The organism is Halomonas sp. SH5A2 (genome assembly GCF_014263395.1).
In the GTDB taxonomy this organism is placed as follows: domain Bacteria; phylum Pseudomonadota; class Gammaproteobacteria; order Pseudomonadales; family Halomonadaceae; genus Vreelandella.
On sequence record NZ_CP058321.1, the window covers coordinates 1,245,739 to 1,261,773 of the forward strand.

The 16,035-nt window shown below is 58.3% G+C and carries 12 protein-coding genes; 8 read left to right on the plus strand and 4 right to left on the minus strand.

The features are described from left to right. The first annotated feature begins 53 nt into the window (after nucleotides 1-53). From msrB to rsd, 5 genes are all read left to right on the plus strand, one after another. On the plus strand, nucleotides 54-551 hold the full coding sequence (gene msrB / locus HXW73_RS05820) for a peptide-methionine (R)-S-oxide reductase MsrB (RefSeq protein ID WP_186255312.1): 498 nt from the start codon (nucleotides 54-56) through the stop codon (nucleotides 549-551). Between the two features lie 67 nt (nucleotides 552-618). After that, complete coding sequence (locus tag HXW73_RS05825) at nucleotides 619-2,976, plus strand: Tex family protein (RefSeq protein ID WP_186255313.1); 2,358 nt, start codon at nucleotides 619-621, stop codon at nucleotides 2,974-2,976. 159 nt (nucleotides 2,977-3,135) lie between these two features. Next, nucleotides 3,136-4,773, plus strand: coding sequence for a glutamate--cysteine ligase (gene gshA, locus HXW73_RS05830; RefSeq protein WP_186255314.1), 1,638 nt, complete (start codon nucleotides 3,136-3,138; stop codon nucleotides 4,771-4,773). Further along, nucleotides 4,773-5,291 (plus strand): disulfide bond formation protein B, encoded by a 519-nt coding sequence (locus HXW73_RS05835; RefSeq protein WP_186255930.1) that lies wholly within the window; start codon nucleotides 4,773-4,775, stop codon nucleotides 5,289-5,291. Before gshA ends, HXW73_RS05835 begins: the two co-directional genes overlap by 1 nt. 104 nt (nucleotides 5,292-5,395) lie before the next feature. Next, complete coding sequence (gene rsd, locus HXW73_RS05840; protein ID WP_186255315.1) at nucleotides 5,396-5,884, plus strand: sigma D regulator; 489 nt, start codon at nucleotides 5,396-5,398, stop codon at nucleotides 5,882-5,884. Nucleotides 5,885-5,972: 88 nt separating this feature from the next. On the opposite strand, the gene HXW73_RS05845 is transcribed toward rsd, so the two are convergent. After that, nucleotides 5,973-9,035, minus strand: a complete 3,063-nt coding sequence (locus HXW73_RS05845; RefSeq protein WP_186255316.1) for an efflux RND transporter permease subunit — start codon at nucleotides 9,033-9,035, stop codon at nucleotides 5,973-5,975. Then, on the minus strand, nucleotides 9,019-10,140 hold the full coding sequence (locus HXW73_RS05850) for an efflux RND transporter periplasmic adaptor subunit (RefSeq protein ID WP_186255317.1): 1,122 nt from the start codon (nucleotides 10,138-10,140) through the stop codon (nucleotides 9,019-9,021). Before HXW73_RS05850 ends, HXW73_RS05845 begins: the two co-directional genes overlap by 17 nt. Before the next feature lie 223 nt (nucleotides 10,141-10,363). Here HXW73_RS05850 and HXW73_RS05855 point away from each other — a divergent pair, with 223 nt between their 5' ends. Beyond that, nucleotides 10,364-11,338 (plus strand): malate dehydrogenase, encoded by a 975-nt coding sequence (locus tag HXW73_RS05855; RefSeq protein ID WP_222105030.1) that lies wholly within the window; start codon nucleotides 10,364-10,366, stop codon nucleotides 11,336-11,338. Between the two features lie 151 nt (nucleotides 11,339-11,489). Here HXW73_RS05855 and HXW73_RS05860 read toward each other — a convergent pair whose 3' ends face one another. Then, a complete protein-coding gene (locus HXW73_RS05860) occupies nucleotides 11,490-12,146 on the minus strand; it encodes a histidinol-phosphatase (RefSeq protein WP_186255319.1) in 657 nt (218 codons plus the stop codon). Between the two features lie 187 nt (nucleotides 12,147-12,333). Between HXW73_RS05860 and HXW73_RS05865 the strand changes: the two genes are divergently transcribed. Both HXW73_RS05865 and ptsP read left to right on the plus strand, forming a co-directional pair. After that, the gene (locus HXW73_RS05865) at nucleotides 12,334-12,825 is read left to right on the plus strand and encodes an RNA pyrophosphohydrolase (protein WP_085920235.1); all 492 of its coding nucleotides are present in this window, start codon (nucleotides 12,334-12,336) and stop codon (nucleotides 12,823-12,825) included. An 81-nt stretch (nucleotides 12,826-12,906) separates the two neighbouring features. Continuing rightward, the gene (gene ptsP, locus HXW73_RS05870) at nucleotides 12,907-15,168 is read left to right on the plus strand and encodes a phosphoenolpyruvate--protein phosphotransferase (protein WP_186255320.1); all 2,262 of its coding nucleotides are present in this window, start codon (nucleotides 12,907-12,909) and stop codon (nucleotides 15,166-15,168) included. A gap of 12 nt (nucleotides 15,169-15,180) precedes the next feature. On the opposite strand, the gene HXW73_RS05875 is transcribed toward ptsP, so the two are convergent. Continuing rightward, the gene (locus HXW73_RS05875; RefSeq protein ID WP_186255321.1) at nucleotides 15,181-15,951 is read right to left on the minus strand and encodes an NRDE family protein; all 771 of its coding nucleotides are present in this window, start codon (nucleotides 15,949-15,951) and stop codon (nucleotides 15,181-15,183) included. Nucleotides 15,952-16,035: the final 84 nt, after the last annotated feature.

The following is a 16,035-nucleotide window of genomic DNA, read 5'->3' on the forward strand; positions in this document are numbered from 1 at the left end:
GGTAGCGCCACGGCGCTGCCCCTTTTTGTACTGACCGCTATGGGAGTTGACTCATGAAACGTCGTCACTTTTTGGGCCTTGCAGGTCTCACGGGGCTGGCCGGGGCAACCCCCGGTGTATCGTTTGGTTTTCCAAGGCTCGATCTCGAAGCGGCGCCGGATATCGAGCCGCTCGAACTCAGCGAACAAGAATGGCGTGAACGGCTGTCCGATAAAGCCTTTGACGTACTGCGTGAGCATGGCACTGAACCCGCCTTTTCAAGTCCGCTGGATGATGAGTGGCGCGAAGGCGAGTACCGCTGTGCGGGCTGCGATCTGGTGCTGTTTACCAGCGCCATGAAATTCGACTCGGGTACCGGCTGGCCGAGTTTTTTCGAGCATATAGAAGGCCATTTACTTTCTGAGCTCGATTTCAAAATGATATGGCCGCGCACTGAATACCACTGCGCCCGCTGCGGCGGCCACCAAGGTCACGTGTTTGAAGATGGCCCCGACCCAACCGGTCTACGGTGGTGCAATAACGGCGTAGCGTTACGTTTTGTGGCTGCCTGAGGCAGGGGCTGGGCGATTGTGGTACCTTGTGGGCACTAAAAAGTGCTGCATGAGTTAGTTGCCATTTATGGATGTTAATCAGCGAATTATTACCCGCTTAGCTGACGAGTTGAGCGTTCGCCCCGAACAAGTGGCGGCCACGGTAGAGCTTATTGATGGTGGCGCTACCGTGCCGTTTATCGCCCGTTACCGTAAGGAAGTCACCGGCGCGCTGGACGACAGCCAATTACGTCAATTGGATGAGCGCTTACGCTACCTGCGCGAATTGGAAGAGCGTCGCATCGCGATTCTGGCCGCCATTGATGAGCAAGGTAAGCTGGACGCGACGTTAAAAGCTGCGATTGACGACGCGCAAACCAAGCAGCGTCTTGAAGATTTATACCTGCCGTTCAAGAAAAAGCGCCGCACCAAAGCGCAAATCGCCCGTGAGGCCGGTTTAGAGCCGCTGGCGGATGCGTTGCTTGGCGATCCAACGCTTAACCCTGAAAGCGAAGCGTCCCGTTATCTGCGTCCGGCAGAGGGCGATATTCCGGCGATTGAAGACGCCAAGGCAGCCCTCGATGGGGCCAAGCAGATCCTGATGGAGCGCTTTGCCGAAGACCCCGATCTGATCGGCCAGCTTCGCGAGCGGCTCTGGCAGGAAGGCGAACTAAGCGCCCGCGTGCTGGACGGTAAACAGCAGGAGGGCGCCAAGTTCTCTGATTATTTCGAGCACGACGAAAAGCTTGCCAAAGTGCCGTCGCACCGCGCGCTTGCCATGTTCCGTGGCCGTAACGAGGGCGTATTGAGCCTCGCCATTCGCCTGCCGGGCGAAGACGAAGCGCCTATCCACCCTGCCCAGGTGGCGATCGCCAAGCATGTTGGCATCAGCGACCAGGGTCGTGCCGCCGACAAGTGGCTGGTCGAAGTAGTGCGCTGGACGTGGCGAGTCAAGCTCTATACGTCCCTGGAAACCGAACTGCTGGGTCGTCTGCGCGAAACGGCGGAACAAACTGCGATTGACGTCTTTGCGGCCAACCTCAAAGATCTGCTGCTGGCCGCGCCGGCGGGGCCGAAAGTCACCCTGGCGATTGACCCTGGCCTGCGAACCGGCTGCAAAGTGGCCGTCGTCGATGCCACCGGGCAGTTTGTCGACCAGGCAACGATTTACCCCCATGCGCCGCAGAAACGTTGGGACGACGCGCTGGGTGTGCTCGCCAAACTGGTTAAACAGCACGGTGTTCAATTGATTGCCGTGGGTAATGGCACCGCCAGCCGTGAAACCGACAAGCTGGCAGGGGCGTTACTCAAAGCGCTCGCGCCTGATTATCGGCTCAGCAAGGTCATGGTGAGTGAGGCAGGGGCCTCGGTTTACTCCGCCTCGGAATACGCTTCCAGAGAGCTCCCGGACCTGGACGTGACGGTGCGCGGCGCGGTGTCGATTGCCCGCCGCTTGCAGGACCCGCTGGCCGAGCTGGTCAAGATCGAGCCCAAGTCGATTGGCGTCGGCCAGTATCAGCACGATGTCTCACAAATGCAGCTGTCGCGTAGCCTGGAAGCGGTCATTGAAGACTGTGTGAACGCGGTGGGTGTGGACTTGAATACCGCATCGAGCGCGCTGCTGTCGCGGGTGGCCGGGTTAAGCGCTGCCATCGCCGAGAATGTGGTGGCTCAGCGCAACGTCCAGGGTGCTTTCAAAAGCCGCCAGGCGCTTCTCGAGGTCAGCCGTCTTGGCCCTAAGACGTTTGAGCAGTGCGCCGGCTTCTTGCGTATCAGTAACGCCGACAACCCGTTGGATGCCAGTGCCGTTCACCCAGAGGCCTACGTGGTGGTGGAGCGCATGGCGAAGCAAAGCGGCCGGGATGTCAAAGGACTGATTGGCGATAGCGCCACGCTCAAGTCATTAAATCCTGCCGATTTTGCCGACGAGCGCTTTGGGGTGCCCACGGTGAGTGACATCCTTGCCGAGCTGGATAAACCCGGCCGCGACCCACGGCCCGAATTCAAGGCCGCCGAGTTCCGCGAAGGGGTCGAAACCCTTAACGACCTGACGCAGGGAATGGTGCTGGAAGGCACGGTCACCAACGTGACCCATTTCGGCGCCTTTGTGGATATCGGCGTTCATCAGGATGGTCTGGTGCATATTTCGGCGCTATCCCACCGCTTTATCGACGATCCGCGCAGTGTGGTCAAAGCTGGCGATATCGTCACTGTCAAAGTCATGAGCGTGGATATTCCCCGCAAGCGGGTAGGCCTTTCCATGCGTTTGGACGATGAGCCGGAACGTGAGCCAAATGACGCTCGGCCTGCAACGACTCGCTCCTCCAAGGAAAATGAGCCGCGCAAACCCTCGCGCAGCCAGCGCCAGTCTAAAACGTCCGACGAAACGCCTGCCGCGGTGGGCGCGCTGGGGGCGGCCTTGCTCAAAGCCAGACAGGACAAATAGTCGCGTGCCATGAAAACACCGTCTTGAAAACGTCGCCTTGAAAAAAACATGGCTGCCGCCATATCCTGCTGTTTATCTTGATGGGTAAACGCTGGCAATGCCACCTGATTCCACAAAGGCGCGTGCGTGCACGGGCCTTACTGACAAGGAGTGTTCACCTTGCCTGAACCACTCACTGTGCCATCTTCACTAACGGCCACGGTTGACCGTTTGCTACCCAGCGCCCGGTTGGGCCGGCTTGGTCGCCTGCGCCGCGGACTGGAAAAAGAAGGCCTGCGGGTCGATGCGCGGGGGCACATTGCGCAAACGTCGCATCCTTATGCGTTGGGCTCCAAACTGACCCATCCGCACATCACCACCGACTACTCTGAGTCGTTGATCGAGTACATCACGCCGGTATATTCAGAGCCGGGTGAGGCGTTGGCATTTCTTTCTGACCTGCATACCTTTACCTATCAGCATCTGGCGGACGAGTGGATCTGGCCGGGCAGTATGCCATCGCGCCTGTCGGGTAATGACAGCGTGCCGATTGCCGATTACGGCCGCTCAAATGTCGGTACCATGAAGCACGTCTATCGCAAGGGGCTCGACGTGCGCTACGGGCGGATTATGCAGGCTATCGCCGGGGTGCATTACAACATGTCGCTGCCCGATGATATGTGGCAGGCGCTGCGTGAGCTGGAACAAGCGACCAATGTGCCTTTTAACGATTATCGCTCAACCCGCTATTTCAGCATGATCCGGCATTTCCGACGCCATAGCTGGCTGCTTTTGTATCTGTTTGGCGCTTCGCCGGCTGTGGACAAAAGCTTTCTGCCCGATGGCAAGGTGCCGGACAAGCTCAAACCGTTGAGCGACGATACCTACTACGCGCCTTATGCGACCACGCTGCGCATGTCGGACCTTGGTTACCAGAACAAGGTGCAATCGCAGTTGAAGATCTGCTTCAACTCGCTCTCCAATTACGTCAATACCCTGCGGCACGCAATTTCCTCGCCCTGGCCCGATTATCAAAAAATGGGCGTCAAGGTGGGTGACGACTGGCAGCAGCTCAATGCCAATATTCTGCAGATCGAAAACGAGTACTACAGCGATATTCGTCCCAAGCGGGTCGCCAAGCATAATGAAACGCCCAGCCAGGCGCTTGAAGCCCGCGGCGTCGAGTACATCGAAGTACGCTGCCTGGATTTAAACCCCTTTGATCCGCTGGGCATTGACGAAACGCAAATGCGCTTTGTCGATACCTTCTTGATGTGGTGTCTGCTGAGCGAGAGCCCATGGATTTCGGACGAAGAATGCGATCGGCTTGATGACAACCGTCGTTTTGTGGTGGAGCGCGGGCGGGATCCGGCATTGACGCTGGTGCGTGACGGCGAATCGACCACGGTGGCGGCATGGGGCAAGCAGGTGTTTGCCGAAATGGCCGAAGTGGCGCGACTGTTGGATGCCGTCGAAAAGGGCACTCCCCACGCAGACGCCCTGGAGGCGCTGTCACCGCGCCTTGACGACCCTTCGTTGACGCCGTCGGCGCAGCTGCTCGCGCAATTGCAAGCCGGTAATGGCTCTCTCAGTGATACGTTGTTACACCTTGCTCAAACTCAAGCCAGTGAACTGAAAAGTACACCGATGCAGCGCTGTCGTGAAGCGCTGCTGGACCAACTGGTGGAAACGTCTCATCAGCAACAGCACGATATTGAGGCCGATGAGCAGGTAAGCTTCGACGATTTTCTGCGTGACTATTTTGCCCACGCACGGGAATCGCGCGCGCTATCGTCACTGACCGCGGAGAAGAAATGATGAAGACGCCGTCCATCCGTCCAGCGGCGCTATTTGGCGTCGTTTTTTGTATTTTCATGATGGCGGTTGCGCTGGGTCTCGAGCATATCGGTGGGTATGAACCCTGCCCGTTATGCGTGTTTCAGCGCGTGGCGGTGATCGCAAGCGGCGTGGTGTTGCTTATAGCCGCGATACACAACCCGGCGAGCCGCGGTGGCAAGGTGGTCTATGGTGTCTTTGGTTTGCTGACCGCCGGGGCAGGGGCCTTCATTGCGGGTCGCCATGTCTGGCTTCAGTCGTTGCCCGCCGATGAAGTGCCTACCTGCGGCCCAGGCCTGGATTACATGATTGATGTCCTTCCCATGCAGGAAGTGGTCGCCATGGTGCTGACGGGCTCTGGCGAATGCGCCGAGATCGATTTTAGCTTATTGGGACTATCGCTACCGGCGTGGACACTGATTGGTTTTGCAGTACTGTTGCTCATACCATTGCGTATGATTGTACTGGCGCGTCAGCGTGCCATGCTTTTCAGTCAGTAGGCTTAATCATGGGATGAGGTAAATCATCCTGACGAGGATTGACAGCGCAGAGTGGAAAAGCGAGTCTAGCCTTGTTAACGGCGGCGAAAAGCAAGGAGAGCCCCATGCTCGAAGATTGTAAAAATGCCCAGGAGCGCTGGGGTGGCGTGCACAGCCTGATTGATCGTTGGCTGCAGCAGCGCCGCGATTTACTGATTAGCTTTATCGAGCTGAAAGAGGCCTGTGACGCAGAACTCGAAAGTGTCAGCAAGGCTCGCATTGATCATTTCAGTGAATCGCTGATGGACTACATCAGTGCGGGTCATTTCGAAGTTTATCCACAGTTGTCCGAAGAAGCGCGCGCTTTCAACGATGACAGTGCGCTGAGTATCGCGGACAAACTGCTCGAGCGGTTGGAGATGTCGACGGAAATGGTGTTGGCGTTTGACACCGACTTTGCCACCACTGCCAGTTGCGAGCAGAATATCGCTCGTTTGCCAGCCTGGATTGATCGCTTGGCGCGCGGATTGACCGAGCGTTTTGCCCTTGAAGACCAGCTGATTGCCCGTCTGCACGCGGCGCACAGCCCTGAAACCTCTAATGCCCCCGCTTAAATCTCGGGTTTTGTAGGCGCTTAACTTGTTGAGCGATCAGCAGTGGTCTCGCCGCCGTGGGTTGATAAGTTTGGCGCTTGCAAGGCATTTACCTCCGTTTACCCCCAATCACCAACATACAGGGCGTGAGTAGCAGCGTTAGCGCGGTGGCGAAGGTCAGCCCGCCGGCAATGGCGCTGGACATTTGCGTCCACCACTGGGCGGAAGGGGCATTAAAACCGAGCGCCGGTGTAAATAAGTCCACATTGATCCCCAGCACCATCGGCATCAGCCCCAGCACCGTGGTGATCGCCGTTAACAGCACTGGGCGCAAGCGTAAGCAGCCCGCTTCCAAGGCGGCTTCGGCCGGTGTCATGCCCTGGTCACGCAGCTCATTGTAGGTGTCGATCAAGACGATATTGTTATTGACCACGATGCCCGCCAGGGCAATCACCCCCATCCCCACCATGACAATACCGAAAGCCTGGCCCGTTATCAGCAGCCCCATCAGCACCCCCGCGGTGGAAAACACAATTGCCGAAAGCACCAGGCCTGCCTGATAGAAGCTATTGAACTGGGTCACCAGAATCAGCGCCATCAAACCGATAGCAACCAGAAACGCGCTGGTCAGGAACTGCATCGACTCCTGTTGATCCTCCTGCTCGCCCGCCACATTGACCATCAAGCCCTCAGGCACATTGTCGCTACTGGCATTCAGCAGCGCATTCAAGCGCTCATCAGCGAGATAACCTGGGGCAAGGTCGGCGTCTATGGTAATCGCCCGGCGGCCATCGATGCGGTTGAGCGTGCCGACTTTGGGGGCTGGCTCCAGGGTTACAAAATGCGAGATGGGTACCTGGCCCCGCTGGGTATTGATGGTCAATCGCTCGAGCTGATCCAGCGAGCGCCAGTTTTGCGGCAGCCGTACGCGGATATCCACTTCATCGTTCACTTCGGGCGGGCGATAGCTCGCTACCTGAAGGCCGGTGGTGAGCAATTGCACCGCGCTACCAATGGTTGTCACATCAGTACCCATACGCGCCGCGGCTTCCCGATCCACGTTCACCCGCCACTCCACACCAGGCAGGCTGCGGTTATCCTGAATATCGGTAAAGCCGCCCAGCTCGCGCATTAATTGGGTCAGTTGGTTAACCCCTGTATCGGCAACGTCCGGGTCGGTGGCGCTCACTTCGAGCACAATGGGCTTGCCGCCACCCGGGCCCATTTCCTGCTCCTGGAATTCCAGCGTAATGCCGGGAATATCTCCGGCGCGCTCGGCCATATCGTCTAAAATCGCCTGGGCGGGGCGGCGCTCATGCCAGTCAATAAACTGGAACTGCAGCATGCCGATGACGTCATTGCCCATCTGCTCGTTGGGTACCGCGAAGGAGCGCGCATACAGTGCTCTCACTTCGCTCATGCCGGATAGGTTGGCTTCTACCCGCTGCACAATGGCGTCAGTCTCCTGCGCCGAAAAATCGCCTCGGGCGCGCACCAGCACCTGTGCACTATCTGGCTCCACGTTGGGAAAGAAGTCGACGCCGTGGTTGAAGCGCGCATAGCCGGTATACAGTAGCGCCATTAACAGCACCGTCACCAGCAGCACCCAGGCGGGGTGCTTGAGCAGCCTGGCCAGCAAGTGGCGATAGCCGCGTCCAAACGACGTCGTCGCCTCTTCAGGGTTAGCGCTATTAGTCGCTGGCGCGGTACGTGTAAACAAACGGCCAAGCGTCGGTAAAAACACCAGCGCCATGGCCAGCGACGCTAAAAGGCACAAGATCACCGTGGCGGGCAGGTACTTCATGAACTGGCCGACCACGCCGGGCCAGAACAGCAGGGGGATAAATACGGCGAGGGTGGTGGCCGTCGAGGCGATGACCGGCCAACTCATCCGCGAAGCGGCGTTAAGCCATGCCTGATGGGGGGCTTGGCCATCGCGCAGGTGGCGATCAGCAAGCTCGCTGACCACGATGGCGCCGTCCACCAGCATGCCGGCCACCAGAATCAGCGCGAACAGCACCACGATATTGAGCGTAAAGCCAAACGCCCACACTAGCAGGATGCCGGTCAAAAAGGCGCCGGGAATGGTGAGCCCGACCAGCAAGGCCATACGCCAACCCATCGCTGCCACCACCACAATCAGCACCAGCACCACGGCGGTGAGCACGTTGTTCAAGAGCTCGGAGAGCATATTCTCAACGGTGGTCGACTCATCCAGAATGGTGGTGAAGCGCAACTGGTCGGGGAGTAGGTCATCGGCTTCGGCTAATCTTTCACGCACCGCGCCAATGGTGGCGATAATATTGGCCCCGGCGCGTTTGGAAATTTCCAGTACTACCGCAGGTTGACCATCAATGCGGGCAAAGCCTTCGGGGTCTTTGTAGGTAGGGTTGATCCACGCGACATCGCCAAAGGTGACCACGCGATCTTCATCGATCTTGACCGGCATGTTCATGACATCGTCAAGGGACTCGATAATACCGGGGACTTTTAACGCCAGGCGCCCCGCGCCGGTATCCAGGCTGCCCGCTGCTACCAGGCGGTTATTGCGCGATACCTGATTGAACAGCGCATCAAAATCGACCCCGTAGCTCTCCAGTACCAGCGGATCGACCACGATCTCCAGCAAGTCTTCCCGCTCACCGGCAATATCGACTTCCAGCACATCGGCAATGCCTTCGATCTCTTCCTGCAGGCGTCGGGCAACGGTCATGCGTTCGCGGGTGTCCAACTGCCCTGACAGCCCAATGGTCAATACCGGGAACTCGGATACATTGACCTCCATCACCCGCGGCTCATCGGCCTCGTCAGGCAGCTCGCTGCGGGCAATATCCACGCGGTCGCGGACGTCGGTCAGCGCGGTATCCGGGTCAAAGCCGGGGTCGAACTCCAGCGTGATCGAGCCAAGGCCTTCGCTGGATTGGGCGGTAAACTTGCGCAGTCCTTCAATGCCGCGCAGCTCCTGCTCCATGGGACGAATCAGTAGCCGCTCGCCGTCTTCGGGACTTACGCCCTCCAGAGACAGCGAGACGTAAATCATCGGAATGGTGACGTCGGGGTTGGCTTCCTTGGGAATCACCTGCCAGGCCGTAATACCTGCCAGTAGCAAACCTACCAACAGCATTAACGTCGTGCGGCTGTGGGCAAGCGCGGCATCAATCAACTGGCGCATGAATGCTATCCTGGCCAGTTAATGGTTGTGAAATGGTGGCTTCTTCAGTGGTTACCGGGGCGACCGTTTCGCCAACGTCCACCATGCCTGCGCCCAGCGTAATCAGGCGTAGCGGGTCGGGCAGGCCGGTCACGTAGGCGCGCTGGGTATCAGCACTGACCAGTTCCACGGCGGTCTGTTGTACCTGGTCGTTGTCATCCAGGTGCTTGACCGCCAGTTGGCCTTCGCTATCCAGGCTGAGCAGCGCGGGGGAGAGGGTATGCACCTGGCGGGGCGGTAGGGTTATTGTCAGCTCCGCGCTGCCGCCCGCGAGGCGTTTACCGGCCGGGTTGTCTAGCGTAGCTTCTATGTAAAAAGTGCGCGTGGCCTCTTCGGCACGGTGGCTGATAAAGGTCAACTCGCCTTCCAGATGGTCGCCGTTCAGCAGCCGAGCGGTAACCGGCAACCCCACGCTTAAATCGCCCACCTGTTGCTGTGATACCCAGGCAGCGCCTTTCAGGCGGCGGTCATCGACCAGTTGGCCCCACTCTTCACCGGGCTGGAGTAAGTCGCCGAGTTCTACCTGTACGCGGTTAAGCACGCCATCAAAAGGCGCGGTGGGGCGGCTGTCATCCAGTTGGTTCTGCAGCTGGGCCACCGAGGCGGCGCTGGCGCTGAGCGCACTCTGCAGGCGGAGTAGCTCGGGCTGGGAGATCAATTCCCGCTCGCGCAGGTTGCGGGCACCGGCATATTCCGCCTCGGCGACGGCCAGCTCGTCGCGTGCCTGTTGCAGTTGCTCGGGCAATGCGTCGTTATCCAGCACTAACAGCGTCTCGCCCGCCGCAACGCGGCTGCCTTGGTCCACCGGCTTCTCGGCCACAAAGCCCGCTACATTGGCGCGCAGGGTGGTTTCGCGCTCTGCCGTCAGTTGGCCTTGGACAATTTGCTCAGGAATAAAGACGATGCTCTGTTGCTCAACTACCTCGACCCTCGGGCCTTCATCCTGGCGATCAGGGGCATCCGGGGGAGCGCTTTGAAAGCCCTGGAAGTTTCCCAAGGCGAGCCATATCACCAGTGCCAGCACGAGCAGGCTAGCGAGGGCGTAAGAGAACGGGATTCTTCGCATGGGGCGTCCATGTCCTTGGTAACACGAGAAAGGCAGCTTTAAAACGTTGACACCTTAGCGCAACTTACACTTTTCAGCGAGTCGCAGACCACTGTGTGGATCGCAAGTATGCCAAATGGGTACTAGTCTCATGTCTGATTGAGTTTTTGCCCAACTGGGCATACCATCTCTTCGTCTTGAGTTCTGTCGACCCACCCTCAGGCGAACCAACCAAGGAGCAATGATGAAAGATCCAGTACGTATTGCGATTACCGGCGGCGCCGGTCAGATTAGTTACTCTCTTATTTTCCGCATCGCCGCTGGCGACATGCTGGGGCCGGATCAGCCTGTCATTCTCCAGCTGCTGGAAATTCCCCCGGCAATGGACGCGCTGACGGGCGTGGTGATGGAAGTCAACGACTGTGCCTTCCCGCTGGTACAAGATATCGTCGCCACTGACGACCCGAACGTTGCGTTTAAAGATGCCGATTACGCTCTGCTGGTCGGCGCTCGTCCGCGTGGCCCGGGTATGGAGCGTAAGGACCTGCTGGAAGCCAACGCCGCGATCTTCTCCGTTCAAGGCAAGGCGCTGAACGACTATGCCAGCCGTGACGTGAAAGTGCTGGTCGTCGGTAACCCGGCCAACACCAACGCGCTGATTGCTTCCTGCAACGCGCCGGATCTGGACGCAGGCCAGTTCACTGCCATGACGCGCCTGGACCACAACCGCGCTCTGACGCAGCTGGCACAGAAAACCGGCAAGCACGTCACCGACGTTGAAGACTTGATCATCTGGGGTAACCACAGTGCTACCCAGTACCCGGATCTGGCCCAGTGCAAAGTCGACGGCAAGGCAGCGTTCGATCTGGTTGAACGCGACTGGTACGAAAACGACTTTATCCCCACCGTACAGCAGCGCGGCGCGGCGATCATCAAAGCACGTGGCGCCTCTTCTGCCGCCTCTGCTGCCTCTTCGGCCATCGACCATATGCACGATTGGGCGCTGGGTTCCAAGGGCATCGTCAGCATGGCCATTCCGTCTGACGGCAGCTACGGCATTGAAGAAGGCATCATCTACTCCTACCCGGTACGTTGCCAGGGTGGCAAGTATGAAATCGTTCAAGGCTTTGAAATTGACGAATTCAGCCAAGAGAAGATGAAAGCCACCGAGAAAGAGCTGCGCGAAGAGCGCGCCGCGGTCGAGCACCTGCTCGGCTGAGCGGAGAAGTAAGAGGTAAGAGATAAGAGATAAGAAAGCCCCGCAGACTTTGGCCTGTGGGGCTTTTTTTGGTCGATATCTTCAGTGAGCCTGGCTGTTCTTCCTTCTTCCAGGCGCAAAGCGCCGGTCTTCAAGCTTCCAGCTATGGTTATCAGTCCCGCAAACTCATGATCCGCCATTGGCGCTCTTCGGCGATGTGGCGCAGGGTGTCGTCAGGGTCGACGGCCACCGGGTTTTCGACTTTCTCCAGTAGCGGCAGGTCATTGTGGGAGTCGCTGTAAAACCAGGCGTCGTCCATGGTCATTTCCTGCTCTTCCAGCCATTGCTCCAGGCGGGTGACTTTACCTTCACGGTAGCTAGGCACACCCTGAACACGGCCGGTGTAGTGACCATCGATGCATTCGGGTTCAACGGCTATCAGATGTTCAACGCCCAGGCGCTCGGCAATCGGCCCGGTAATGAAGCGATTGGTGGCGGTGATAATCAGCAGTGTATCGCCCATGGTACGGTGGCGGGCCAGCAATTCTTCAGCTTTCGGCTGGATATGGGGCTCGATTTTGCTGGCCATGAACTGCTGATGCCAAGCGGCAAGCTGCTCCGGCGTGTTGTCGGCAAGCGGCTTTAGCGCGACGGCTAGAAAGTCGGCCATGTCGAGCGTGCCCGCCTGGTAATCGGCCATAAAACGGTCATTGGCTTCCCGGTAGGCAACGGGGTCTACCGCCCCCTGCTCAAGCAGGAACTCCCCCCAGGCGTGATCGCTATCGATGGATAGCAGGGTATTATCCAAATCGAAAATGGCCAGACTCACGGCGCTCCCCTTATGGTTGATAATGGTCGTTTGCAGCCAGACGTGAAGCGCCGGATTATCGCAGAGTCGCCGATGCTTTGACACCGACACGCCGCGATGCGTTGGTAACTTGACGCTATATTGTATTGATACGCTTGTTGTCCTTGTGGAAAAATGGTCATAATTTAATATTTATAAGGTGATGTCCGTGATCGACGCTGACGGCTTTCGCCCCAATGTTGGCATTATTATCGCCAACCGCCAGGGGCAGCTGCTATGGGCGCGTCGTGTAGGACAGAATGCGTGGCAGTTTCCCCAGGGAGGCATCAAATCAAGCGAGACGCCGCAAGAAGCTCTTTTTCGTGAACTTCACGAAGAAATTGGTCTGACCGCCAATGACGTTGATATTGTCGCTTGCACCCGGGGCTGGCTGCGCTACCGTCTGCCACGACGCATGATTCGCACACATTCGCGGCCAGTTTGTATTGGCCAAAAGCAGAAGTGGTTTTTACTCCAGATCCGCTGCGAGGACAGCCGTATCTGCATGACGGCGACGCCCAAGCCCGAGTTTGATGGGTGGCGGTGGGTGAGCTACTGGTACCCCCTTGGTCAGGTTGTGCCGTTCAAGCGTGAAGTGTATCGCCGTGCGCTCCGCGAGCTATCGCCCCGCGTTCAACGATTGGCATTAATAGATGAGTGAACCGCCGCCCTGCGATAGGGTGGTGGTTGACGGCCAAGAAATTCCTCAGCGAGGCAAATAATAGTGAAAAGTAAAACGTCCATGCTTGAGGTTCTGCGACGCGTTATTCAGGAAGTAAATAGCGCGCGCAACCTGGATGCCGCATTGGCCACCATGGTGCGGCGCATTCGTAAAGCGATGCAAACCGATGTGTGTTCTTTTTATCTTTACGATAAAGAGCTTGAATCGCTTGTGCTTATGGAAACCATCGGCCTGCGTACTCAGGCGGTCGGGCAGGTGGTGCTTCCACTAGGCGAGGGCTTGGTAGGGCTGGTCGCCAAGCGCAGTGAGCCGCTTAACCTCGAAGATGCTCAATCCCATCCCCACTTTCGCTATTTTGAGGCGACCGGCGAGGAGCGCTATTCGAGCTTTCTGGGTGTGCCCATTATCCACCAGCGTCTAATGCTGGGCGTGCTGGTCGTGCAACAGGCCGAGCAGCGCCAGTACGACGATGAAGACGAAGCGTTCCTGGTGACCATGGCCGCACAGCTCGCGGGTGTGTTGGCACATGCGTTAGCCACAGGCAATTTAAACCGCCGCGCGCTGCCTAGTGGGCAGACCATGTTCAAGGGTGTGGCAGCGTCGCCGGGTATGGCGATGGGCGAGGCCGTGGTGATCACACCACCATCGGATCTTAATAGCGTGCCTGATCTGGTTCCCAGTGATGAGGACTTCGAGGTCGCACGGCTCAAGGAGGCCATTGCCAAAACCCGCGCTGAAATCCGTGCAGCGGCCGAGCGATTGGTCAATCGGATTTCGACTCAGGAGTTAGCGCTGTTCGACGTTTATCAACAAATGCTTGGTGAAGCGGCGCTTTCAGAGGAAGTTGAAAAACGTATTCGTGAAGGGCAGTGGGCGCCCGGCGCGTTGGCCGACGTGGTACGTCGCCATGTGCAATATCTTGAGCGCGTGGATGACAACTACCTGCGCGAGCGAGCGGCGGATATTCGCGACCTGGGGCGTCGCGTGCTGGCCCACTTGCAGGAGGATTCCCCTTCAACGCCGGAGACCTATCCCGATAACGCCATTCTGGTCGGCGATGAAATCAGCGTTGCGATGCTGGGTGAGGTGCCCCGCGACAAGTTGAAAGGGCTGGTGTCAGTGCGTGGTTCGAGCACGTCACACGTGGCGATTGTTGCGCGCGCCATGGGTATACCCACGGTGCTTGGCATGGTGGATCTGCCACTGCCGCGTCTTTCGGGAGCGCCAGTCGTGCTCGACGGCCACCGGGGGCGGTTGTTCGTCAGGCCTGCTCCTGAGTTGAAAGCCCGCTATGAAAGCCTGATTGCCGAAGAAGAAGCCCTCAGCGAGCTGTTGTCGCACGAACAGGACCTGCCCAGCGAGACACCGGATGGCCATGATATGCCGCTGATGGTGAATACCGGGTTGGCCGTCGATGCCGCTGCCTTGCTTAAAAGCCGTATAAGCGGTGTGGGGCTTTATCGTACCGAAGTGCCGTTCATGATTACCGAGCGCTTCCCCGGCGAGAAAGAACAGATACGACTCTACCGTGATCAGTTGGAGAGCTTCTCGCCGTTACCGGTGGTCATGCGCACGCTGGATATCGGCGGCGACAAAGACCTGCCGTATTTCCCGATCGAAGAAGCCAACCCCTTCCTGGGCTGGCGCGGTATGCGCGTGACGCTGGACCACCCGGAAGTCTTGATGGTCCAACTGCGGGCGATGCTGAAAGCGTCCAAAGAGCTCGATAACCTCTACGTGCTTTTCCCCATGATTACCAACGTGGAAGAAGTGGACGAAGCACTGCGCTTGCTGGACCGTGCCATCCTGGAGCTAGGCGAGGAGGGTATCGACGTAGAGCGTCCCAAGGTTGGTGTCATGATCGAAGTGCCGGCCACTATCTATCAAATGGATGCCTTGGCCAAGCGGGTGGATTTCTTCTCGGTGGGCAGTAACGACCTGACGCAGTACCTTCTCGCGGTAGACCGTAACAATCCGCGCGTTTCAAGCCTTTATGATGCACTGCATCCGGCGCTGCTGGGGGCGCTGCAGGAGCTGTCACAGGATGCACTACGGCTCAAAAAGCCTATTTCGTTATGCGGTGAGCTGGCCGGTGATCCGGCGGGAGCGCTGTTGTTGATGGCAATGGGTTTCACGAGTCTGTCCATGAACGCCCCGAGCCTTCCCAAAGTGCGCGCGGCCATTCGTCGGGTCTCTTTCAAGGATGCTCAGCAGCTGCTCTCGGAAGTCATGTTGCTGGATACGCCTGCCCAGGTGCATATGCACCTGGATAAACGGATGGACGACTGGCAGCTTTCGCATTTGCTACCCCCGCGTGATTAGGATTCTTTTCGCTCAGCGTTCGCAAGGGACGCTGAGCGTCGTTTCCCCTTCAAATGCCCCCCACGGCCCAAAACGTTGCTCGGTCAGAGAGACGTCGCCATTGTCAGCGAGCGTTAACCAACTGGTGGCGCGGGTGCCGTAGCGCTCGCCGACAATAAATGCCGCTGATAGCTGTTGTTCAAGTTCGGTGCCCACGCCGGTGTCCGGTAGCGCCGATATGGGCGCTTGATGGGGGTTCTGGAAGGCGTCCAGCGCCTTGCCCGGAAAGTGTATGGGATCAACCTGTTCAAGCGCAGCTCTGGCCGATAGCAGTTTTGGCCATGGGCTGTTGAGTGTTGCATTAGACAGGCCGTGAATGCCCGGCGACACTTCGTGGAGTGACACTTGCTCGCGGCCGCGATGCAAGCACCAAAGTTGAGTGGGGGTGGCAACCAGCAAGTTGAATCCCGCGTACTCAGCCGCCCCACCTTCAGCAAGGCTGTCTAACCATGCCTTGATGTTGTCGCAATCCAACGCTTGTTTCACCAGCTGCCCGCGGCTCGGCGCGCCAGGCGCTGAGCTCAAGGCAGGATCACGAACATTGGTAATCGCCGCGACCGTGCCCTGATGGTTGGCCGCAAGCCAGCTTCCTCCTGCCTCCAGATCGCGCCCACCGACCAGCCAGGGAGCGTCCTGCCAGGGCGCGAGTGGGGCTGTCGGGCGTGCATGGAACTCATCGCGATTGCCGATCAGTTGCAAAGGTGTTGCAGATCCGGGATGCCAACGGAAAGCGATTAAACACATGAAGGGCTCAATTGTCAGGTTGGTGTTTCAGGCAGTGCGTACATGACACTCCACGCGTCTCGACGTACACTTGCTGCCTGTCAT

Bases quoted from the DNA above. Each gene is read 5' to 3' on its own strand.
- rsd (WP_186255315.1), top strand. From the start codon at position 5,396: ATGCTCGAAGATTGTAAAAATGCCCAGGAGCGCTGGGGTGGCGTGCAC.
- HXW73_RS05825 (WP_186255313.1), top strand. From the start codon at position 619: ATGGATGTTAATCAGCGAATTATTACCCGCTTAGCTGACGAGTTGAGC.
- HXW73_RS05855 (WP_222105030.1), top strand. From the start codon at position 10,364: ATGAAAGATCCAGTACGTATTGCGATTACCGGCGGCGCCGGTCAGATT.
- HXW73_RS05850 (WP_186255317.1), bottom strand. From the start codon at position 10,140: ATGCGAAGAATCCCGTTCTCTTACGCCCTCGCTAGCCTGCTCGTGCTG.
- HXW73_RS05835 (WP_186255930.1), top strand. From the start codon at position 4,773: ATGAAGACGCCGTCCATCCGTCCAGCGGCGCTATTTGGCGTCGTTTTT.
- HXW73_RS05845 (WP_186255316.1), bottom strand. From the start codon at position 9,035: ATGCGCCAGTTGATTGATGCCGCGCTTGCCCACAGCCGCACGACGTTA.
- msrB (WP_186255312.1), top strand. From the start codon at position 54: ATGAAACGTCGTCACTTTTTGGGCCTTGCAGGTCTCACGGGGCTGGCC.
- ptsP (WP_186255320.1), top strand. From the start codon at position 12,907: ATGCTTGAGGTTCTGCGACGCGTTATTCAGGAAGTAAATAGCGCGCGC.
- HXW73_RS05875 (WP_186255321.1), bottom strand. From the start codon at position 15,951: ATGTGTTTAATCGCTTTCCGTTGGCATCCCGGATCTGCAACACCTTTG.